This window comes from Methylobacterium sp. NFXW15, from assembly GCF_049887755.1.
Lineage (GTDB): Bacteria > Pseudomonadota > Alphaproteobacteria > Rhizobiales > Beijerinckiaceae > Methylobacterium.
Genome location: NZ_JAGEKG010000003.1, coordinates 19,681 through 41,012, shown reverse-complemented (window position 1 = coordinate 41,012; position 21,332 = coordinate 19,681). Strand labels below are relative to the sequence as shown.

The 21,332-nt window shown below is 69.1% G+C and carries 17 protein-coding genes; 9 read left to right on the top strand and 8 right to left on the bottom strand.

The window, feature by feature from the left end; all coding sequences use genetic code 11:
• The first annotated feature begins 39 nt into the window (after positions 1 to 39).
• The 4 genes from J4O73_RS07495 to J4O73_RS07480 all read left to right on the top strand — a co-directional run bounded on the left by J4O73_RS07495 (position 40) and on the right by J4O73_RS07480 (position 4,135).
• Positions 40 to 1,080 (top strand): ligase-associated DNA damage response exonuclease, encoded by a 1,041-nt coding sequence (locus J4O73_RS07495; protein WP_426216077.1) that lies wholly within the window; start codon positions 40 to 42, stop codon positions 1,078 to 1,080.
• A complete protein-coding gene (locus J4O73_RS07490) occupies positions 1,077 to 2,780 on the top strand; it encodes a cisplatin damage response ATP-dependent DNA ligase (RefSeq protein ID WP_426216075.1) in 1,704 nt (567 codons plus the stop codon). The genes J4O73_RS07495 and J4O73_RS07490 overlap by 4 nt, the downstream gene beginning before the upstream one ends.
• On the top strand, positions 2,777 to 3,244 hold the full coding sequence (locus tag J4O73_RS07485) for a secondary thiamine-phosphate synthase enzyme YjbQ (protein ID WP_426216073.1): 468 nt from the start codon (positions 2,777 to 2,779) through the stop codon (positions 3,242 to 3,244). Before J4O73_RS07490 ends, J4O73_RS07485 begins: the two co-directional genes overlap by 4 nt.
• Positions 3,245 to 3,343: 99 nt before the next feature.
• Positions 3,344 to 4,135, top strand: coding sequence for a flagellar hook basal-body protein (locus J4O73_RS07480; RefSeq protein WP_426216071.1), 792 nt, complete (start codon positions 3,344 to 3,346; stop codon positions 4,133 to 4,135).
• Positions 4,136 to 4,141: 6 nt separating this feature from the next.
• Here J4O73_RS07480 and J4O73_RS07475 read toward each other — a convergent pair whose 3' ends face one another.
• The 3 genes from J4O73_RS07475 to J4O73_RS07465 all read right to left on the bottom strand — a co-directional run bounded on the left by J4O73_RS07475 (position 4,142) and on the right by J4O73_RS07465 (position 10,331).
• Entirely contained in the window at positions 4,142 to 5,707 is a 1,566-nt protein-coding gene (locus J4O73_RS07475; RefSeq protein ID WP_426216069.1) for an efflux transporter outer membrane subunit, read from the bottom strand.
• A gap of 132 nt (positions 5,708 to 5,839) precedes the next feature.
• On the bottom strand, positions 5,840 to 8,989 hold the full coding sequence (locus J4O73_RS07470; protein ID WP_426216067.1) for an efflux RND transporter permease subunit: 3,150 nt from the start codon (positions 8,987 to 8,989) through the stop codon (positions 5,840 to 5,842).
• Positions 8,990 to 8,999: 10 nt separating this feature from the next.
• Positions 9,000 to 10,331 (bottom strand): efflux RND transporter periplasmic adaptor subunit, encoded by a 1,332-nt coding sequence (locus tag J4O73_RS07465; protein ID WP_426216065.1) that lies wholly within the window; start codon positions 10,329 to 10,331, stop codon positions 9,000 to 9,002.
• 322 nt (positions 10,332 to 10,653) lie between these two features.
• Between J4O73_RS07465 and J4O73_RS07460 the strand changes: the two genes are divergently transcribed.
• Positions 10,654 to 11,646, top strand: a complete 993-nt coding sequence (locus J4O73_RS07460; RefSeq protein WP_426216063.1) for a CobW family GTP-binding protein — start codon at positions 10,654 to 10,656, stop codon at positions 11,644 to 11,646.
• 122 nt (positions 11,647 to 11,768) lie between these two features.
• On the opposite strand, the gene J4O73_RS07455 is transcribed toward J4O73_RS07460, so the two are convergent.
• Both J4O73_RS07455 and hemF read right to left on the bottom strand, forming a co-directional pair.
• Positions 11,769 to 12,887, bottom strand: a complete 1,119-nt coding sequence (locus J4O73_RS07455; protein ID WP_426216061.1) for an ATP-dependent DNA helicase — start codon at positions 12,885 to 12,887, stop codon at positions 11,769 to 11,771.
• A 109-nt stretch (positions 12,888 to 12,996) separates the two neighbouring features.
• Positions 12,997 to 13,929, bottom strand: a complete 933-nt coding sequence (gene hemF / locus J4O73_RS07450) for an oxygen-dependent coproporphyrinogen oxidase (protein WP_426216059.1) — start codon at positions 13,927 to 13,929, stop codon at positions 12,997 to 12,999.
• A 114-nt stretch (positions 13,930 to 14,043) separates the two neighbouring features.
• Here hemF and addB point away from each other — a divergent pair, with 114 nt between their 5' ends.
• Positions 14,044 to 17,193 (top strand): double-strand break repair protein AddB, encoded by a 3,150-nt coding sequence (gene addB / locus J4O73_RS07445; protein ID WP_426216057.1) that lies wholly within the window; start codon positions 14,044 to 14,046, stop codon positions 17,191 to 17,193.
• Between the two features lie 10 nt (positions 17,194 to 17,203).
• Here the strand turns inward: addB and J4O73_RS07440 are convergent, their stop codons facing one another.
• Positions 17,204 to 17,617, bottom strand: coding sequence for a gamma-butyrobetaine hydroxylase-like domain-containing protein (locus tag J4O73_RS07440; protein WP_426216847.1), 414 nt, complete (start codon positions 17,615 to 17,617; stop codon positions 17,204 to 17,206).
• 95 nt (positions 17,618 to 17,712) lie between these two features.
• Between J4O73_RS07440 and moaA the strand changes: the two genes are divergently transcribed.
• Complete coding sequence (moaA, locus tag J4O73_RS07435) at positions 17,713 to 18,732, top strand: GTP 3',8-cyclase MoaA (protein WP_426216056.1); 1,020 nt, start codon at positions 17,713 to 17,715, stop codon at positions 18,730 to 18,732.
• Positions 18,733 to 18,756: 24 nt separating this feature from the next.
• On the opposite strand, the gene ssb is transcribed toward moaA, so the two are convergent.
• Together ssb and J4O73_RS07425 are read right to left on the bottom strand one after the other, a co-directional pair.
• Positions 18,757 to 19,314 (bottom strand): single-stranded DNA-binding protein, encoded by a 558-nt coding sequence (gene ssb / locus J4O73_RS07430; protein ID WP_426216055.1) that lies wholly within the window; start codon positions 19,312 to 19,314, stop codon positions 18,757 to 18,759.
• Between the two features lie 171 nt (positions 19,315 to 19,485).
• Positions 19,486 to 19,734, bottom strand: a complete 249-nt coding sequence (locus J4O73_RS07425; RefSeq protein WP_426216053.1) for a hypothetical protein — start codon at positions 19,732 to 19,734, stop codon at positions 19,486 to 19,488.
• A 123-nt stretch (positions 19,735 to 19,857) separates the two neighbouring features.
• On the opposite strand from J4O73_RS07425, the gene J4O73_RS07420 reads away from it, so the two are divergent.
• Together J4O73_RS07420 and J4O73_RS07415 are read left to right on the top strand one after the other, a co-directional pair.
• On the top strand, positions 19,858 to 20,463 hold the full coding sequence (locus J4O73_RS07420) for an NnrU family protein (RefSeq protein ID WP_426216052.1): 606 nt from the start codon (positions 19,858 to 19,860) through the stop codon (positions 20,461 to 20,463).
• A gap of 140 nt (positions 20,464 to 20,603) precedes the next feature.
• Positions 20,604 to 21,314, top strand: coding sequence for a tetratricopeptide repeat protein (locus tag J4O73_RS07415; protein ID WP_426216050.1), 711 nt, complete (start codon positions 20,604 to 20,606; stop codon positions 21,312 to 21,314).
• Positions 21,315 to 21,332: the final 18 nt, after the last annotated feature.

Sequence of the window (21,332 nt, the reverse complement as noted above, 5' to 3'; positions counted from 1 at the left end):
GGGCTCTGCCCTTAGGGAACCCCATTTGGCCGAGGGTCAATGTCCACACGTGCGAGCGAGCTGCTCACCCTCACCCGCGAGGGGCTCTACTGCCCCCTCGGGGATTTCCACGTCGATCCGACCTGGCCGGTGAAGCGGGCGCTGATCACCCACGGTCATGCCGACCATGCCCGCGCCGGACACACACAGGTCATGGCGACTCCCGAGACCCTGCGCATCATGGCCGTGCGCTACGGCGAGGACTTCTGCACCACCTCGCAGGACGCCGCGCTGGGCGAGGCGATCCGCATCGGCGACGTCACCGTGCGCTTCGTCCCCGCCGGGCACGTGCTCGGCTCGGCGCAGATCGTCATCGAGCACGAGGGCATGCGCGTCGTCGTCTCGGGCGACTACAAGCGTGCCCCGGACCCGACTTGCCTGCCCTTCGAGGTCGTGCCCTGCGACGTGTTCATCACCGAGGCGACGTTCGGCCTACCGGTCTTCACCCATCCCGACACGCGCGGCGAGGTCCGCAAGCTCCTCGATTCGCAGAGGCTGTTCCCGGAGCGCACCCACATCGTCGGCGCCTATGCGCTGGGCAAGGCACAACGGGTGATGGCGCTGCTGCGCGAGGAGGGCTGGGACGGGCCGATCCATCTCCACGGGGCGATGGAGAAGCTGACCGAACTGTACAAGCGCGAGGGCATCCCGCTCGGCGAGACGCGCAAGGTGGTGGCCGCCGAGCGCAAGGACCTCGCGGGCGCCATCGTGATCTGCCCGCCCTCTTCCATTCAGGACCTGTGGTCGCGCAAGTTCCCCGATCCGGTGACCTGCTTCGCGTCCGGCTGGATGCGGGTGCGCGCCCGCGCCCGGCAGAAGGGCGTGGAACTGCCCCTCGTGATCTCCGACCACGCCGACTGGCCGGACCTGTGCCGCACCATCCGCGAGACCGGCGCGGGCGAGGTCTGGGTGACCCACGGACAGGAGGACGCCTTGGTCCATTGGTGCGGGACGGAAGGGATCCGGGCCAAGCCCCTGCATCTCCTCGGCTATGGCGATGACGGCGAGGCCGAGCCCGCCCCAGCGGAGGAGGCGGCGTGAACGACTTCGCCCATCTGCTCGACCGCCTCGGCTACGAGCCTCGCCGCAACGCCAAGCTGCGTCTGCTTCAGGATTACTTCGCCAGGACGCCTGATCCGGAGCGGGGCTACGCGCTCGGCGCCATGACCGGCACCCTGAGTTTTCGCGAAGCCAAGCCCGCGCTGATCCGGGGGCTGGTGGAGGAACGCATCGACCCCGTGCTGTACCGGCTGTCGCACAATTACGTCGGCGACCTCGCCGAGACCACGGCGCTGATCTGGCCGGGGCCGCCCCCGGTGGAGGCGGGTATCGGCCACAACAACCCGCCGCCGCCGAGCCTCGCCGAGGTGGTCGAGACCCTGGCTTCGACGGCGAAGAAAGACCTGCCGCAGCATCTCGCCACCTGGCTCGATGCCCTCGACGAGACCGGACGCTGGGCGCTTCTGAAGCTCGTGACCGGCAATCTGCGCGTCGGCGTCTCGGCGCGGCTGGCCAAGACCGCCGTCGGGGCGCTCGGCGGCCACGAGGCCGACGCCGTCGAGGAAGTCTGGCACGGGCTGGAGCCGCCCTTCGAGACCCTGTTCGCCTGGGTCGAGGGCCGGGCCGAGCGCCCCGAGACCCTGAACCCTGCTCCCTTCCGGCCGCCCATGCTCTCCCACCCGATCGAGGAGCGCGACGACCTCGACAAGCTCGAGCCGGAGGCCTTTTCCGCCGAGTGGAAATGGGACGGCATCCGCGTCCAGCTCGTCGGGGGGCGCGACCGCGCGGGGGTCCAGGTCGGTAAGGTCTATTCCCGCACGGGCGAGGACATCACCGGCGCCTTCCCCGACCTCGCCGAGGCGATCACCTTCGAGGGGGCGCTCGATGGCGAGTTGCTGATCCTGCGCGAGGGCCGCGTGCAGAGCTTCAACGTGCTCCAGCAACGGCTGAACCGGAAGACCGTGACTGCGAAACTCCTCGATGAGTTTCCGGCCCATGTCCGCGCCTACGACCTGCTGGCGAGCGAGGGCGAGGACCTGCGGCCGGAGCCGTTCTCGGATCGCCGGACGCGGCTGGAAGAGGTGATCCGCCGCCTCGACCATGCCCGCATCGACATCTCGCCCCTCGTGCCCTTCGCGGATTGGGACGCGCTCGCCGCCGCCCGGGCCGACCCGGCTTCCGTCGGCGCGGGGGAGGATGCGGACGCGATCGAGGGCGTGATGCTCAAGCGCCGCAACAGCACCTATCTGCCGGGGCGCCCCAAGGGCCCGTGGTGGAAGTGGAAGCGCGAGCCGCACATCGTCGACGCCGTGATGATGTATGCCCAGCGCGGGCACGGGAAGCGCTCGTCCTTCTATTCGGACTACACGTTCGGCGTGTGGCGCGAGGCGCCGGAGGGCGGCGACGAGCTGGTGCCGGTGGGCAAGGCCTATCACGGCTTCACCGACGCCGAACTCGCCAAGCTCGACCGCTACGTCCGCAACAACACCACCAAGCGCTTCGGCCCGGTGCGGGAGGTCGCCTACGGGCGCGAGGCCGGTTTGGTGCTGGAAATCGCCTTCGAGGGCGTGCAACGCTCCACCCGCCACAAATCGGGGGTGGCGATGCGCTTCCCCCGGGTCAGCCGCATCCGCTGGGACAAGCCCCCGGCGGAGGCCGACCGGATCGACGTGCTGGAGCGCATCCTCGCCCGGGGCGAGAAGGAGATCGCCCCCGGCGCTAGCCTGGAGCAGGACGCATGAGACGAGGCCAGATCGGACGCGTCGAGACCCTGGCCTCGGGCCCTGTGACGCGGCAGGCGAGCGGGCGGCTGACCGTTGCCACCGCCGGCCAGGGCTTTACGGATTTCACCGATGCGGTAGCGGGTTTCGTGCGCGAGAGCGGCATCACGAACGGCCTCGCAAGCGTGTTCTGCCGCCACACCTCGGCCTCGCTCACGATCCAGGAAAATGCCGACCCGGACGTGCAGACCGACCTTCTCACCGCCCTGGACGGCCTCGCCCCCCGGCACGATGCCTATGTCCATGGCGCGGAGGGACCCGACGACATGCCCGCCCACATCCGCACGATGCTGTCCGATTCGGGCCTCGTCGTCCCCATCGTGGGCGGCCGCCTCGGCCTCGGAACATGGCAGGGGATCTACCTGATCGAGCATCGCGACCGGCCGCACCGGCGGGAGATTCTGCTGAACGTCGTCGGCGAATAACGGTCCTGCAGCTTTCGCGAAACATTCAGGAACACACCTGCGCTTAACGATTTCGAAACCATAAGATCTGGCCGGATGATCCCGGCCAGGACGACGCCCATGAGCCTCCTCGACGCGGTTTCGAACTCCACCAGCGGCCTCTCGGCCCAGTCTTTTGCCCTCAACACCATCTCCGGCAACATCGCCAATTCCTCGACGGCGGGCTTCAAGAGCACGGACACCCACTTCGCCGACCTGCTGGCCGAGACCGGGCCCAGTCCGCAACAGGCGGGCGGCGTCTCCCTGAGCACCCGCTCCAGCCTGCAATTGCAGGGCACGATCGCCTCGACGGATGTGGCGACGAACCTCGCCATCTCGGGCGACGGCTATTTCATCGTGAAGCCGAATACCGGCTCGGCCAATGCTCCGAGCTTCGGCGGCGAGACGGGCTATACCCGCCGCGGCGACTTCGCGCCGGATGCCAACGGCTACCTCGTGAACGGGGCGGGCTACTACCTGTTCGCAGGCCCCTCCGCGAGCACGCCCGTGCAGGTCTCGACCGGCAGCGCCTCACCCACGAGCCTCACCGTCTCGCCGACCGGCGCCCTCACCGTGTCCAACGCCGACGGCAGCACCAAGAGCCTCGGCACGATGACCCTCGCCCAGTTCGACGGGGCGGAGAACCTCGCCCCCCTCGACGGCGGCACCTACCTCGCGACCGATGCTTCGGGCGCGCCGAGCTACGGCTTCTCGGGATCGAGCATCGCCACCGGCTCGATCGAGCAATCGAACGCCAACATCTCGGACCAGTTCGCCAAGATGATCGAGACGCAGCAGGCCTACAGCGCCAACACCAAGGTGCTGAACGCCGCCAACGAGATGCTGCAGGACGCCCTCACGATGTACGTGTGAGGCGGGTCACAGGAACTTCAGCGGGTCCGTCTCGGGCGGGGCCGGGGCGACGTCGTTGCGGTTCCACCAGCCGCCGCCGAGGGCGACGAACAGGGCCGCCGTGTCGGCATATTGCGTGGCGCGCGCGCCCGCCGAGGTGATCAGCGCCGAGAGATAGCCCTGCTGCGCGATCAGCACCTGCGTCGAGTTCACCGCGCCCGCCGTGTACTGCTTGCGGATCAGTTCCAGGCTCTTGCCCGTCGCCTGCTCGGCGGCCTCGGCGGCGGCCACGGCCTTGGCATCGGCCTGGAGGGCGCGCAGCGCGTCGGCCACGTTCTGGAAGGCCGTGATCACCACCGCCTTGTACTGGGCCTGGGCCTGGGTCAGCGTCTCCTCCGCCGCCCGCTGCCGCCGGAACAGCGTGCCCGCGTCGAAGATCGGCGCCGTCGTCTGGCCGATGATCGTGAAGAAGGATGCCCCCGGATTCACCACCTGCGCGAGACGCACGGCGCTCGATCCGCCGGTGACGGAGATGTTGAACTGCGGCAGGCGGTTGGCCACGGCCACGCCGACATTCGCGCTCGCCTGCTGCACCAGGGCCTCGGCCGCCTTCACATCCGGCCGTTGCTGCACGAGGCGCGAGGGCAAGCTCACCGGCAGCCGGGTCGGCAGGCGCAGGGCCGAGAGGGTGAAGGTCTCGGACACCTCGTTGGACGGCAGGCGCCCGGCGAGCGCGGTGAGCAGGTCGCGCTGGATCGCGAGTTGCTTCTCCAGCGGCGGCAGCAGTTGCTGCGACAGGGCGAGCGCCGCCTGCTGCTGCACCACATCGGCCCCGGCGATCTGCCCGAGGGACAATTGCTTGTTGTAGAGGCCGAGCACCTCGGTCTGGGCCTGGATCACCCTCTTGGTGGCGTCGATCTGCGCCCGCAGGGAGGCCTCCTGAATGGCGGCGGCCACGACGTTCGCGGTGAGGCTGAGATAGGCGGCTTCCAGCTGGAAGCGCTGGTTCTCGGTCGTCGCCTCCAGGGATTCGATCTGGCGGCGGTTCCCGCCGAACACATCGGGGCTGTAGGAAACCACCGCCTGCGGTGTGAAGAGCGAGTAGAGATATTGGCTCTGGTTGTTCAGCGGCGATTGCAGGTTCAAGCCGGGCGCCTGGGCCTCTTGCGCCTGCGGCGTGGCGGTGAGCGTCGGGTAGAGGGTGCCCTTCTGCGCCAGCACGTTCTGCTGCGCGATCCGCAGGCCCGCCTGGGCCGCCTCGAGATTCGGGTTGTTGGCGAGCGCCTGCTCCACGAGACGATTCAGCGCCTTCGAATGGAACAGGGTCCACCACTGACCGGGAATGTCGCCACCGGACACGAAGCTCTGGTCGGCCGAGCCGCCCTGGCGGGTGCGCACCGAGTCGGCGGCCGAAGGGTTCGCCAGGGTCTCCTTGGTGTAGCGCGTGACCGGGGGTGCCTCCGGCGGCACGAAGTTCGGCCCGACGGCACAGGCCGACAGCCACGCCGCCGCGACGGATCCGGCGACGACGCCGCGCGTCGTCCGGGCCGCCGCGATCCACGCGGCTCCGTTCCGGCCCCTCCTGGTCATCATGCCCCCGCCGCGGTCGAACACCCGCTCAGATCCTCGCGAGAAGCGCCGCCGGGGCGACGCAAGTCAATGCGACGCGTCCCGCCGGAGCCCGGCGACGCCACACCTGTGTCCAGTGCGCCACGGCGATGACCATCACGCCGCCATCCGGTGTTCGCGGAGCGCCCGCGCGTCGGGGTTGGTCTTCCGCCGGGAGAACAGGGAGATCAGGATCGGCACGATCACGAGGATCAGGTTCGGGGCGAGGATGATGCCGCCCACCACCACCAGCGCCAGGGGCTTCTGCACCTGCGATCCGATGCCGGTGGAGATCGCGGCGGGCAGCAGGCCGACGCAGGCCGCGACGCAGGTCATCATCACCGGGCGCATGCGCACCACGGCCGCGTTCCAGATCGCCTCGGACCGCTCCCAACCCTCCTCAAGGAGCTGGTTGTAATAGGCGAGCAGGATCACGCCCTCCATGGTCGAGATCCCGAACAGGGCGATGAAGCCGATCGCCGCCGAGATCGAGAAGGGCGTGCCCGTCGCGAACAGGGCGAAGATGCCCCCGATCATCGCCATCGGGATCACCGAGAGCGTCAGCAGCATGTCGGTGACGGAGGAGAAGTTCACGAACAGCAGCAGTGCGATCAGCAGCAGCGTGATCGGCACGACGAGGCTCAGCCGCGCCGCCGCCTCGGTGAGGTTGGTGAACTGGCCGACCCATTCCGCGTGGTAGCCGGAGGGCATGTCGACCTCCTGCTCCACCCGGCGCTGGGCTTCGAGCACGGTCGAGCCGAGGTCGCGCCCGCGCACCGAGAACTTCACCGGGATGTAGCGCTCCTGATCCTCCCGGTAGATGAAGGAGGCGCCGGAGACGAGGTCCACGTCGGCGATCTCGGAAAGGGGCACCGGCACCACGCCGCCATTGGGGTTCTGGGCGCCCACCGAGATGTTGCGGATGGTGGCGAGCGACGAGCGGTACTCCTTGGCCAGCCGCACCCGCATGGGGAAGTGCCGGTCCGAGCCGTATTCGTAGAGGTCGCCGACGATCTGGCCGCCGATGGCCGCCTGGATCGTCGTGTTCACGTCGCTGATCGACAGGCCGTAGCGGGCGGCCTTGTGCCGGTCCACGTCGATGCGCACCGTCGGCTGGCCGAGGCTCTCGAACACCGACAGGTCTGTGATGCCGGGCACGGTGGAGAGCACGGCCTTCACTTGGTTCGCGGTCTTGGTGAGCTGCGCGAGATCGGTGCCGTAGATCTTCACCGAGTTCTCACCCTTCACGCCCGAGGCCGCCTCCTGGACGTTGTCCTCGATATACTGGGAGAAGTTGAACTCGATGCCGGGGAATTCCTCCGCGAGCTTGGCGCTGAGGTCGCGGATCAGGGTGTCCTTGTCGAGGCCCTTGCGCCATTGATCGATGGGCTTGAGCGGCGCCAGAATCTCCACGTTGAAGAAGCCGGTGGCGTCGGTGCCGTCGTTCGGCCGCCCCTGGTGCGAGATGACCGTGATCACCTCCGGCACGTCCTGAAAGATCTTCCGCAGGCGCTGCACATAGGCGTTGCCCGCCTCCAGGGAGATCGAGGACGGCATGGTGCCACGCACGTAGAGGTTGCCCTCTTCCAGCTTCGGCAGGAATTCCAGGCCGAGATGGCGGGCGGCGAGGCCCGAGCCGAGCAGCACCGCGATCGTCACGGCCACGGTGATCACCCGGTTGCGCAGGCCGAAGCGCAGGGCGGCCTCGTGGGCGACGCGCAGCACCCGCACGATCAGCGTGTCGCGCTCCTCGACCTTCTTCGGCAGCATGAGCGCCGAGAGGGCGGGCGAAACCGTGAAGGTGGCGATGAGGCCGCCGACCAGGGCGTAGGCGTAGGTCTTGGCCATCGGCCCGAAGATGTGGCCCTCGACGCCGGTCATCGTGAAGAGCGGCAGGAAGCCGACGATGATGATGGTGGCCGAGAAGAAGATCGCCCGGTTCACCTCGGCGCCCGCGATGGCGATGGTGCCGAGCCGCCCCTTCAGGCCTCCCGGTGCCGCCTGCCCCTCGGAATGCTCGGGTTCCGCGAGGTGACGGAACACGTTCTCGACCATGATCACCGTCGCGTCGACGATGAGGCCGAAATCGATGGCGCCGAGGGAGAGGAGGTTCGCGGAATCGCCGCGCACCACGAGGATGAGAATGGCGAAGCCGAGCGCGAAGGGGATCGTCGCCGCTACGATGATCGCACTCGTGAGCGAGCCGAGGAACAGCCACTGCACCACGAAGACCAGCACTACGCCGAAGACGAGGTTGTGCATCACGGTGTGCGTGGTGGTGTGGATCAGCCCCGAGCGGTCGTAGATGCGCTCGATCTTCACGTCCGGCGGCAGGACGGTGGAATTGTTGATCCGGTCGATCTCGGCCTCGACCCGCTCCAGGGTCGGCAGGCTCTCGCCGCCGCGGGTCATGAGCACGATGCCCTCGACCACGTCCGGCTGGTTGTCGTGGCCGACGATGCCGAGGCGCGGCGCGTTCGAGACGCGCACATCGGCCACGTCCCGCACCAGCACCGGCACGCCGTTGACGAGGCTGATCAGCGTATCCCGGATGTCGTCCATGTCGCGGATCAGGCCGACGCCGCGCACCACGGCCGATTGCTGGCCGACATTGAGCGTCTGGCCGCCGACGTTGATGGACGCGTTGTTCAGGGCGTTCGTCAGCTGCACCAGGGTCAGGCCCTGGGCCTGGAGCCGGTTCAGGTCGACGGCGACCTCGTATTCCTTGGCCTTGCCACCGAAGGCGGTCACGTCGACCACGCCGGGGATCGCCTTGAAGCGGCGCTGCAGCACCCAATCCTGCAAGGTCTTCATGTCGGTGGGCGAGTAGCCCTTCGGCCCGACGAGCTTGTAGCGCATGATCTCGCCGACGGGGCTCGTCGGGGAGATCGAGGGCTGGGCGCCGTTGGGCAGTGTCGGGGCCTGCGACAGGCGGTTGAGCACCCGCTGAAGCGCTTCCTCGTAAGTGTAATTGTAGTTGAACTGCACCTTCACGTCGGACAGGCCGAACAACGAGATGGTGCGCACCACCTGCGCGTTGGGGATGCCCGCCAGCGCGACTTCCAAGGGAATGGTGATGTAGCGCTCGATCTCGTCCGCCGACTGGCCGGGGTTCTGGGTGATGACGTCGACGAGCGGCGGCACCGGATCCGGATAGGCCTCGATGTTGAGCTTCGTATAGGCGGCGTAGCCGATGCCGAGCATCAGCACGAACAGCAGGCAGACGAGGACGCGCTGCCGGAGCGCGAAGACGATCAGAGCGTTCATCGCGCCCGCCTCACGAGGCCTTGTCGCCCGAGGCCGCCCTGTCGATGAACAGGGCGCCGCGGGTCACGATCTGCTCCCCGGCCGCGAGACCCGAGACGACCTGGGCGTTGTCGCCGTTGATCAGCCCGAGTTGCAGGTCGCGGGCCTCCACCGCCCCGTCCGGCCTCGCCACCCAGACATGGGTGCGCCCGCCCTCGTAGACGACCGCGCTGAGGGGGACGCTGGGCGAGGGCTCGCCCTTGCCGGTGACGATCGTGTAGGTGGCGAACATCTCCGGCCGGAGCACCCGGTCGGGGTTGTCGACTTCGCTGCGCACGGAGAGCCGCCGCGTCGCCGGATCGAGGCTCGCGGCCATGTAGTTCACCCGCGCCTTGAACACCCGGTTGCCGAAACCCGCGACCTTCGCCTCGACCTCCTGGCCGATTTTGATCTTCGGGATCTCGCTCTCGCGCACGTTGGCGACGAGCCAGACGGTGGAGAGGTCGCCGATCACGAATTGCGGATCGCCCGAGGCGCTGATGTACTGGCCGATGCCGACCTTGCGCTGGACGATGGTACCCGCGATCGGCGCCCGGATCTGCGTTTCGGGGGACAGCGTGCCGTTCTTCTCGTAGGCGGCGATCTCCGCATCGGTCTTGCCGAGGAGGCGCAGCCGGTTCTTCACCGCGTCGAGGGTGGATTGAGCGGTCTTCAGATCGCTCTGCGCGGCGATCACGTCGTTCTGCGCGGATTGGTAATCCTTCAACGCCACCGCCTTGGCCTGGAACAGCTCCTGTTGGCGAGCGGCGATGGTCTGGTCGAGCTTCAGCAGCGCCTGCTGCTTCTGGAGATTGTTGAGCGCGGCCTGATAGTCGTTCTGCGCCTGGACCATGTCCGACGCCTCGACGACGAACAGCACGTCCCCGGCCTTCACGGTGTCGCCCGCCCGCACCAGAACCTTGGTGACGCGGCCCGAATAGGGCGAGACCACGGGCACGTTGTCGTCTTCGTTGAGGGCGATGCGCCCCTCGGCCGATCCTTCCGGCCGGAAGACCTGCGTCGCCACGGGCAGGATTTCGAACGAGGCGCGCTGCTCCTTGCTCGGGCGGAACACCCGCTCGACCGGGGCGGCCTTGGTCACCTCGATCCCGTCATCCTTGTCGTTCGAGGCGACCAGGGTCTTGGCCGCCGCCACGATCCGCTCGCCCCATTCGTGTGCCTCGTGCGGGCGCAGGGCTGCGAAGGCGCCGAGCCCACCGAGGACGAGGAGAATGACGAGCAGGACGAGGCCGCGCCGCCGCCGGGCGGGTTGCCCGTGCGAGGAGCCTGCCTGATCCTGATGAAGGGGGTTCCGGGCGTCCATAGGCGTCGTTTCAGCCGGGCGAAGTGACGTCAGCCGCGATTCGCGCCTGCCTTGCAAGCAAGCGTTGAACCGACGGTTGGCGCTTTTCCAAGGCAATGCCGCGAAAGCGCTCGCGTCACCGTCTCGGCACGGGGGTTAGAACCTCGGCTGCCGCGCGGCAAACGACGGTTTCGTGAGGGGCAGTCCCCGTCTGTGATCGAGCCGCATGACGCACCTGTGACGCTGCCCCCGCCGTGCTGGGTACAGGGGGCCTTCCGTTGGCGGGGTCTCGTGACAATGTTACAGGCCCGACCCTACGAACTCCGCAAACTGGCAGGCCGACATGGCGAATTCCCCGGCGACCCTTCCCCAGACGGACGGCAAGATCCCGGTCACGGTGCTCACCGGCTATCTCGGGGCGGGCAAGACCACGCTGCTCAACCGCATCCTCACCGAGAATCACGGTCGGCGCTACGCCGTCATCGTCAACGAGTTCGGCGAGATCGGCATCGACAACGACCTCGTCGTGGGCGCGGACGAGGAAGTGTTCGAAATGAACAATGGCTGCGTCTGCTGCACCGTGCGCGGCGACCTGATCCGCATCATGGACGGACTGGTGAAGCGCCGGGGCAAGTTCGACGCGATCATCGTGGAGACCACCGGGCTGGCCGACCCGGCCCCCGTCGCGCAGACCTTCTTCGTCGATCAGGATGTCGGCGAGGCGGCGCGCCTCGATGCGGTGGTGACGGTGGCCGACGCCAAGTGGCTGACCGAGCGCCTGAAGGACGCTCCGGAGGCGAAGAACCAGATTGCCTTCGCGGATGTGATCCTGCTCAACAAGTCCGACCTCGTCTCGCCCGCCGACCTCGACCGCGTGGAGAGCGAGATCCGCACGATCAACCCGCTGGCGAAGCTCCATCGGACCACGAACTGCGCGGTGCCCCTCGACGCGGTGCTGGAGCGCAACGCCTTCGATCTCGACCGCATCCTCGATATCGAGCCCGACTTCCTGGAGGAGGGCCACCACCATCACCACGATTCGGACATCCGCTCGATCTCGGCCAAGATCGAGGGCGAGGTCGATCCCGAGAAGTTCATGCCGTGGATCTCGAACCTCACGCAGGTCCAGGGCGCGGACATCCTGCGCTGCAAGGGCATCGTCGCCTTCCCGAACGAGCCGAAGCGCTTCGTCTTCCAGGGCGTGCACATGATCCTCGACGGGGACGTGCAGGGCGATTGGGGGAAGGACGAGACGCGCGTCAGCCGCGTGGTCTTCATCGGCCGCAACCTCGACGCGGATGCCATTCGCGAGGGGTTCGAGGCGACGCGGGTGTGATGCTCCCCGTCATTGCGAGGCACGAAGCAATCCAAGGGTAGCGCCACGCTCGGAAGCGGCCCTCCCGTCCCTGGATTGCTTCGCTTCCCTCGCAATGACGATGGGAATGCGGGAAACCCCGCTCACACCACCACCGTGATCGCCTGCGCCGCACGGGTCAGGCCGGTATAGAGCCACCGGGCCCGGTGCTCGCGGAAGGCGTAGGACTCGTCGAACAACGTCACCCTGTCCCATTGCGAGCCCTGCGCCTTGTGCACGGTGAGCGCGTAGCCGTAGGTGAACTCGTCGGTCTCACGACGCTGGTAGAGCGGGATCTCCTCGTCGGAGCCGCTGATCATCGCCCTCAGCACCTTGATGTCGGTGGGGCGACGGCGCAGCGCCGGATCGTCCTCCGGCACGATGTCGAGGCGGATCATGTCGGGGCGGGGCGGAGCGCGCAGCGCATGCACCGTCCAGGTCGAGCCGTTGAGCAGGCCCTTCACCCGGTCGTTGCGCAGGCAGACCAGCTTCTCCCCCACCGCCGGCATCGGGTCGGTGTGACCCGCGATCTCCCGCAGGCGGTTGTTGTACAGGCGCCGCGTCTTGTTCAGCCCGACCAGAACCTGGTCACACTCCATCACCTGCGCCGGATCGAGGTCCCGCCGGGAGACCACCCGGCTCTCCCCGAACTCACCCCGTTCCAGCCGTCCGCCCTCGCGCACGGTCATGGCCATGCGCACGATCGGGTCGTCCTTGGCCTGCCTGTGGACCTCGGTGAGCATCACGTCGGGCTCGGCCTCGGTGAAGAAACCGCCGCCCCGCACGGGGGGTAATTGCGCCGGGTCGCCCAGCACCAGCACCGGCTTGTCGAAGGACAGGAGGTCGTTGCCGAGGTCGGAATCGACCATCGAGCATTCGTCGATGACGATGAGGTCGGCCTTGGCCACGGGGCCGGAGCGGTTGAGCGTGAAGGTCGGCCCGCCTTCCTCCGCCTCCTTGGTGCGGTAGATCAGCGAATGGATCGTCGCCGCGTCAAAGCAGCCCTTCTGGCGCATCACCGAAGCGGCCTTGCCGGTGAAGGCACCGAACACCACCGTCCCGTCGACATCCTCCGCGATGCGCCGGGCGAGAGTCGTCTTGCCGGTGCCGGCATAGCCGAACAGGCGGAACACCTGGGACCCGCCCTCGCGCCGCCACCGGTCGATGGCCTTCAGTGCCTCATCCTGCTGTGGGGCGTAGGCGTGGGGCGTGGCGGCGCTCATGCCCAACCCCCGTCCTTGCGGGCGACGCGAAGCAATCCAGGGATGCGCCCTCTCCGCGAGCGACCCGCTGCCCTGGGTCGCTTCACTGCGTTCGCGATGACGGAGAGGATCACGGCCACCGCACGGTCGGCGGCATGGAGGACAGGATGGAGGCGACGTTGCCGCCGGTCTTGAGACCGAAGATCGTGCCGCGGTCGTAGAGCAGGTTGAACTCCACGTAGCGCCCGCGGCGCACCTGCTGTTCGTGCCGGTCCGCCTCCGTCCAGGGCGTGCGGATGTTCCGGCGCATGATCGGCGGATAGGCGTCGAGGAAGGACAGCCCGACCGTCTTGGTGAAGGCGAGGTCGGCCTGCGGCTCCTCGCTCCAGCGGTAATCGTAGAAGATGCCGCCGATGCCGCGCGGCTCGTTCCGGTGCTTGAGGTGGAAATACTCGTCGCACCACGCCTTGTAGGCGGCGTAATCCGCCTGGTGGGCCTCGCAGGCCCGGCGCAGGCACTCGTGGAAGTGCAGGGTGTCCGGGTCGTCCTGGGTGCGGCGGCGGTCGAGCACGGGGGTCAGGTCGGCGCCGCCGCCGAACCACGCCTTGGTCGTCGCCACGAACCGGGTGTTCATGTGCACGGTCGGCGCGTGCGGGTTCCAGGGATGGGCGATCAGCGAGATGCCGGTCGCGAAGAAGCGCGGATCCTCCGAGGCGCCGGGGATCTGCCCCCGGAACTCCGGGGCGAACTCGCCATGCACCGTCGAGATGTGGACGCCCGCCTTCTCGAAGACGCGGCCCTTCAGCATCGCCATCGTGCCGCCGCCGCCCGGCGCGCCGCTATGGTCGGTGCGCTCCCAGGGTGTCAGGACGAAGCGGCCGGGCTCGCGCGGCGCATCCGGATGGAGCGGCAGGTCCGCCTCGTCCTCCAGCGCCTCGAAGGCGGCCACGATCCGGTCGCGCAGGGAGGCGAACCACGTCGCCGCCTCGGCCTTCATGGCGGCGACATCGGCCTCCCGGACCGGCAGACCGAGGGCGGCGCGAGGATCGGCGGGCATGCTCATACGTAATGGCTTTCCCACCCCGCCGAGCGGCCGTCAATCGGGAGCGGGCTCCCGGCGCGGCGTGTATAAGGGTAGCGACCGCGCGTCCTTCGCGCCCCCCGAACCCCGATCTCCATGACCGCCCGTCAGGCCGTCTTCACCGTCACGCGTGGCGTCCCGTTTCTCCCGGCCCTGGCCGATGCCCTGCTCGACGGGCGTCTCGTCGGGCCGGTGGCCCAGGATCCGCTCGCACTGGCGGCCGTGTCCGTCTACCTCCCGACCCGGCGTGCGGCCCGCGCGCTGTCGGCGATCCTGGCGGCGCGCCTGGGGGATGCGGCCTTGCTTCCGCGCACCGTGCCGCTGGGCGAAGCGGACGAGGCCGAACTCGATCTCGCCGCCGATCCGCTGCTCGGCGCCACCCCGGCCCATCCGCCGATTCCCCCTCTGGAACGGCGGCTGATCCTGGCTCGCCTCGTCAGGGCCTGGGCGCAGAACGTGGACCGCTCCCTCCTGCCCCTGCAGGACGAGGTGCCGTTCCTCGTGCCCTCCTCCCCCGCCGATGCCGTGGGGCTGGCGGCCGACCTCGAAGGGTTGATGGATGCGCTGACGGTGGAGGGCCTGCCCTGGTCCGAGATCGCCGGGGCGGTGGAGGCCGAGTATTCCCGCTATTTCGGCCTGACCCTGGATTTCGTGAAGATCGCCGCCGAGAACTGGCCGAAGCTCCTCGAGGCCCGCGACCTCGCCGACCCGGTCGCCCGCGCCCGCAGCCTGATCCTGGCGGAGGGCGAGCGCCTCGCCAAGGCGCCGAGCGATCCGGTGATCGTGGCGGGCTCCCTCGGCTCGGTGCCGGCCACCGCCAAGCTCATCGCCGCCGTGGCGAAGCTGCCGCGCGGGGCGGTGGTGCTGCCGGGCCTCGACCTCGACCTCGACGAATCCGGCTGGGACGGGATCGAGACCGGCGAGGGGTTCAACCGCACCATCGCCCATGGCCATCCGCAGGCGATCCTGCACCGACTGCTCGGGCCGGGGGGCCTCGCCATGAAGCGGGCGGACATCGTCGCCCTCGGCACCCCCAGTGACGGGGGGGCAGCCCGCGGAAAGCTGCTCTCACAGGCGTTGCGGCCCGCCGACACCACGGATGCGTGGTCGATGGTCGATCCGGCCGAGCGCGAGGCCACGGCCCGTCTCGGCCTCGACGGCCTCGCCCTGGTGGAGGCCGCCGACGAGCGCGAGGAGGCGCTGATCGCCGCGCTCGCCCTGCGCGAGACCCTGGAGACGCCCGGCGCGACGGCCTTTCTTGTCACCCCGGACCGGGCGCTCGCGGGCCGGGTCGCCGTCGAGTTGCTGCGTTGGGGCATCGTGGCGGAGGATTCCGCCGGGCTCGCGCTCGCCGCCTCCCCGGCCGGCCGCCTCGCCCGGCTCGCGGCGGAATTCGCCGCCGACCTGTCGCGGGAGCAGGCAGATTCGCTGCCTGCGCGGTTGGTCGCCCTGTTGTCGCACCCGATGGTGCGCCTCGGCCTCAGCCGCTCGGATCTCGTGCGCGGCGCCGCTGCCTTGGAGATCGGTCTGCTGCGCGGCCCCGCCCCGGCTCCGACGCTCGCGGGCCTGCGCCGGGCGCTCGCAAGCCGCCGCGCGGGGGAGGATCCTGATCGGCGTCCGCCCCGGGCCGAGCGCCGCCTGACGGAGATCGATTGGGAGCTCGCCGCCCTGGTCCTCGATCGGCTGGAGATGGCCTTTTCCGCCTTCCCCGGCCCGGATGGTGCGGGAGACTGCGACCTCGTCGCGGTGGCCGCCGGGCACCGGCTCGCCTGCGAGGGTCTGCTCGCCGGGCCGGAGGGCGACGAGGGACCGGAGGCGGAGGCCTCACTCTCCTGCCTCGACGCCCTGTTCGACGATCTGGACATGGCCGAGCCCGGCGGGATGGAGGGCACCTTCGCCGATTACCCGAGCTTCTTCACGGCGCTCACGCGGGAGCGGAAGGTCGCCTGCGCGGGTCCCTCGCCCCATCCGCGCCTGCGCATCCTCGGGCTGATCGAATCGCGCCTGCTGCAAGCCGACCGCATCGTGATCGGCGGCCTCGACGAGGGCGTCTGGCCGGTTCGCACGGTCACCGACGCCTTCCTCAACCGCCCGATGCGCGAGCGGATCGGCCTCGATCCGCCCGAGCGGCGGATCGGCCAGATGGCGCACGATTTCACCGAGGCCCTGGGGTGCCGCGACGCGGTGATCACCCGTGCCCTCAAGCGCGACGGCGCGCCGACCGTGCCCTCACGGCTGATCCAGCGGATGCGCGCCTTCGCGGGCGAGGAGGCGTGGAGCACATCGCTCGCCGCCGGACGCCGCCTCGCAGCGCTCGCCGCCGCCCTCGACGCCGCCCCGCCGCAGCCACGGCTGAAACGGCCCGCGCCCAAGCCCGATCCGGCCCTGTTCCCGCGCACGCTCAGCGTCACCGAGATCGAAACTCTGGTGCGCGACCCCTATTCCATCTTCGCCCGGCACGTGCTCGGCCTCGATCCGCTGGAACCGCTCGCGGCACAGCCGGGGGCGGGCGAACGCGGCACGCTGGTCCACCGAATCTTTTCGGAGTTCACGATCGCCCATCCGCAGGCGCTGCCACCGCAGGCCGACCAGCGCCTCGCGCAGATCGCCGCCGATGCGTTCGGGCCGATCAACGACGCCTATCCGAGCCTCTATGCCGAATGGTGGCCGCGTTACGCCCGGATGGCGCAATCCTACCTGCCCTGGGAGGCGGCCCGGCGACCGGATTTGACCCAGATCCACGCCGAGAAATTCGGTCGCTGGACCATCCCCCTCGGCCGCGAGACCTTCACCTTGCGCGCCCGCGCCGACCGGATCGAACTCCGGCCGGACGGCACCGCCTGCATCGTGGATTTCAAGACCGGCCGGGTGCCGAGCGCGAAGGAGATCTTCACGGGCTTCTCGCCGCAGCTGACATTGGAGGCGGCGATGCTGATGCACGGCGCCTTCAAGGACCTGCCGCGCACGGCGACGACGCCGGACCTGCTCTACGTCCATGCCTCGGGCGGCCGGAAGGCCTTCGTGCCGATGCCGGTGAAGCCGCCGCGCGGCGAGGAGCGCAGCGTCGAGGCCATCGTCGCCGAGCACGCCCAGCGCCTACGCGGGCTGATCGCCCGCTTCCTCACGGGCGAAGCCGCCTATACTGCCCGCCCCTACCCGCAATACGCCAAGGGCACGGGGCCCTACGACCATCTCGCACGGGTGAAGGAATGGTCCCTCGGCGGTGAGGGGGACGAGGAGGAGTAGCCCTCCTCCCTCACCCGCAGCCGCACGAACCGGACCCGCATCCGCCCGACTTGGCCGGGGCGGCCGTGTCGCGGTCGAGCCCCCGCTCGGCGAGTTCGCCGAGATAGGTCTCCCAGCGGCGCACGTAGTTGCGGCCGAGCTCGTGCAGATAGCCCCAGCCATAGATGCCGGTATCGTGCATATCGTCGAAAGTGAGCTTCACCGCATAATTGCCGATCGGCTCGACGCCGAGGATCGCGACGTTGCGCTTGCCGCCGAGCACCTTCCGCTCGGCGGGGGAATGGCCCTGTACCTCTGCCGAGGGGCTGGAAACCCGCAGGTATTCGGCGGGCAGGGCGAAGCGCGTGCCGTCCTCGAAGGCGACGTTGAGAAGGCGTTTGTCCGGCGACAGGCGAAGCTCGGTCGGCCAGAAATCCTGGTCCAGGGCAGGGTTCAAGGGTCACACCTCGTGGCCAATCGGGGGTTGCGCTCACAGGGCGCGCTTGCCCAGGGGCTCATCCCCCATCATATCCAGAAGCAATGGCCGATGACATCTCCTTCCAGCCGGCGCCACTGATCGACCCGTTCCAGCGGGCGATCACGTATCTGCGCATCTCGGTGACGGATCGCTGCGACCTCCGCTGTGCCTATTGCATGTCGGAGACCATGCAGTTCCTGCCCAAGCGCGACCTCCTGAGCCTGGAGGAATTGGACAGGCTGTGCAGCGTGTTCATTGCGCGGGGGGTGCGAAAGCTGCGCATCACCGGCGGCGAGCCGCTGGTGCGGCGCGACATCATGCACCTGTTCCGGCGCCTCTCCCGGCATCTCGATTCGGGCGCGCTGAAGGAACTGACTCTCACCACCAACGGCACGCAACTCGCCCGTTTCGCGCCGGAACTGGCAGCGCTCGGCGTGAAGCGCGTCAACGTGTCCCTCGATACCCTCGATGCGGTGAAGTTCCGCGAAGTGACCCGCCGGGGCGATCTGCCGGTGGTGCTCGACGGGATCGAGGCCGCGCGTAAGGCCGGGATGCAGGTGAAGATCAACGCCGTGGCGCTGCGCGATGTCAACGGCGACGAGATCCCGGACATGATCGCCTGGGCGCATGGCCTCGGCATGGACATGACGCTGATCGAGGTGATGCCGCTCGGCGAGATCGAGGCGGACCGCACCGACCAGTTCCTGCCGCTCTCCGTGGTGCGCCAGCGCCTGGAGGGCCGCTACACCCTCACGCCACTGCCCGACCGCACGGGCGGCCCGGCGCGCTACGTACGCGTGGAGGAGACCGGTGGGCGCCTCGGCTTCATCACGCCGCTGACCCACAATTTCTGCGAAAGCTGCAACCGGGTGCGTCTGACCTGCACCGGCCAGCTCTACCTCTGCCTCGGCCAGGAGGATTCGGCGGATCTACGCGCCGTGCTCCGCGCCACGAGCGATGATGCCGTCCTCGCCCGCGCGGTGGAAGAGGCGATCACTCGCAAGCCCAAGGGCCACGACTTCGTCATCGAGCGCCAGCGCCCGGCAGCCGTGCCGCGTCACATGAGCGTAACGGGGGGCTGACCACCCCCCGTCCGGATCGAGGCCCTAGAACGGGATGTCGTCGTCCAGATCGTAGCCGCCGCGACCGCCGCCGCCGCTGCTGGGCGAGGAGGACGGAGCCGGGCGACGCTCGCCACCCTGGGCGCGACCACCGCCGAAATCGCCACCCCGGCCGCCGCCGCCGAAATCGCCGCCACGGCTGATCTGGCCGCCACCTTCGTCGTCGCCGCCGAACTCGCCGCCACCGCCGCCGCGCCCGTCGAGGATCGTCAGCTCACCGCGGAAGCGCTGGAGCACCACCTCGGTCGTGTACTTCTCGACGCCGGACTGGTCGGTCCATTTCCGGGTCTGGAGCTGGCCCTCGACATAGACCTTCGAGCCTTTGCGCAGGTACTGCTCGGCCACGCGTGAGAGGTTGTCGTTGTAGATCACGACCGAGTGCCACTCGGTCTTCTCCTTGCGCTCGCCGGAGGCCTTGTCCTTCCACGATTCGGACGTGGCGATCCGCAGGTTGCAGACCGGGTCGCCCGAGCCGAGGCGACGGATCTCGGGATCGCGCCCGAGATTGCCCACCAGAATTACCTTGTTGACGCTGCCCGCCATCGATCTCTCCTCGCGTTCCGCATCTCACGGGGCTGCTGTGACCGCCTACACATGCGCCCCTCGCCGGCCCTCGGCAATGGCGGCGGGTCGGGTGCCCACAGGCACGAACGGCCTGTGGATGTTCTAATTTTGTTCTCGATATCGCGCAAGCAAGACGGAGAGGGGGGCCATCTATCCCTCCTCCAGAATCCGCAGTCGGCGCACGGTCAACTCGTCGATCTCCAGGGAGCCGATCCGCGCCCGGCCGATCGATAGGCGGCCCACGGCGAAGGCGCCGAACACCACGACGCCGAGGGCGAAGGCCCCCAGCGCATAGGCCCCTGCCGCCCCCGCGCCGAGGGTGTGGGCCCCCGTCGCACGGGTGCCTTGAAGGGGGGGCCGCTCCTTCGGGAAGGGGGCGTCTCGTGTCGAACGGGTCATGGCGGGGACTCCTGTGCCCTGTTCATATAGCGTGCCGGGAGGCGGGCTGCGTCCGGGGGGCGCCTGGACAAGCGTCCCGAACTTCGCTTGAGAACGGGGACACTCTCCTTCGAACGGGCCGCCATGCTCCTCCTCATCCTCGGCCTCGCGCTGTTCCTCGGCACACACGCCTTCACCATGCTGCGGGCCAAGCGCGCGGCGGTCGTCGGCGAGGTCGGTGAGAACCGCTACAAGCTCGGCTACACCGCCCTGTCCCTGCTCGGGCTGGTGCTGATCGGAGTGGGCTTCCACGATTACCGGCTGTCGGGAATGATCCCGGTCTGGGATCCGCCGATCTGGACGCGCCACCTCGCGCTGCTCCTCGTGCTGTTTGCCTTCATCAGCCTCGCGGCGGCCTACGTGCCGAGCCATATCCGCGCCAAGGCGAAGCACCCGATGCTGCTCGCCGTGAAGATCTGGGCCACGGCCCACCTTCTCGCCAACGGCGATCTCGGCTCGATCCTGCTGTTCGGCGGCTTCCTGGCCTGGGCGGTCTCGGCCCGGATCAGCCTGAAGCGCCGGGAGAGGGCAGCAGGCGTGCCGCCGGGCGGTCGCGCCGCCGTCGCCGTGCCCGCAGGCTACCGCAACGACATCCTCGTGGTGCTGGTGGGCACGCTCGCGTGGTTCGTGTTCGCGCGCTACCTGCACTACCCGGTGATCGGCGTCCCGGTCTGGCCGGGGAGCATGTAGCCCCGGGGCCGGAGCCGGGCCGGCGTACCGGCGGCATGTCGTCGGGCCACAGCAAGGTCGCCAAGTCGGCGGCCCTGTGTTAGGCGCACCACCTTCGAGGATCGCGAGGTGGTCCGGCGCTCGCCGCCGGCCGGGATACGATGGCCGAGAACAACGAATTCATCCGCGAGGTCGATGAGGATTATCGCCGGGAGCAGATCCTCAAGATCTGGCGCCGCTACAGCGGCGTGATCATCGCGCTGGCGGTACTGCTCGTGGTGGGCGTCGCCGGGTGGCGCTACTGGCAGACGCAGCAACTCGCAGCGGCCGAGGCGGCCTCCGTGCGCTTCGATGCGGCCAACCGCCTCGCCCGCGACGGCAAGGCCGAGGAGGCCGACAAGGCCTTCACGGCGCTGGAGCAGGACGGCACGACGGGCTACCGCCTTCTGGCCCGCTTCCGCGCGGCGGCCGAGACCGCGAAGACCGACACGGCCAAGGCGGCGGGCGAGTATGACGCCCTGGCCAACGATTCGAGCCTCGGCGGCGGCCTGCGCGACCTCGCTCGCCTGCGCGCGGCCCTGATCCGCATGGACGGCCCGAACCCGGATCCGGCGCTGGCCAACCTCCAGAGCCTCGCTGCCGGCAGCCCCTATCGCCACACGGCACGGGAGATGCTGGGCCTCGCCTCGCTCAAGAAGGGCGATTACGAGGAGGCGAGCCGGTGGTTCGACCAGATCGTCGCCGATCCCGACACGCCGCGCTCCCTGCGCGACCGCATCGAGGTCTACGCCGCCATCGTGGCGGGCGGCCCCGTCACCGTGACGGAAGCCAAGCCCGAGCCCGCCGCTCCCCCGCCCCCGATCACCCGCTGACGGACACCGTCGCGCACC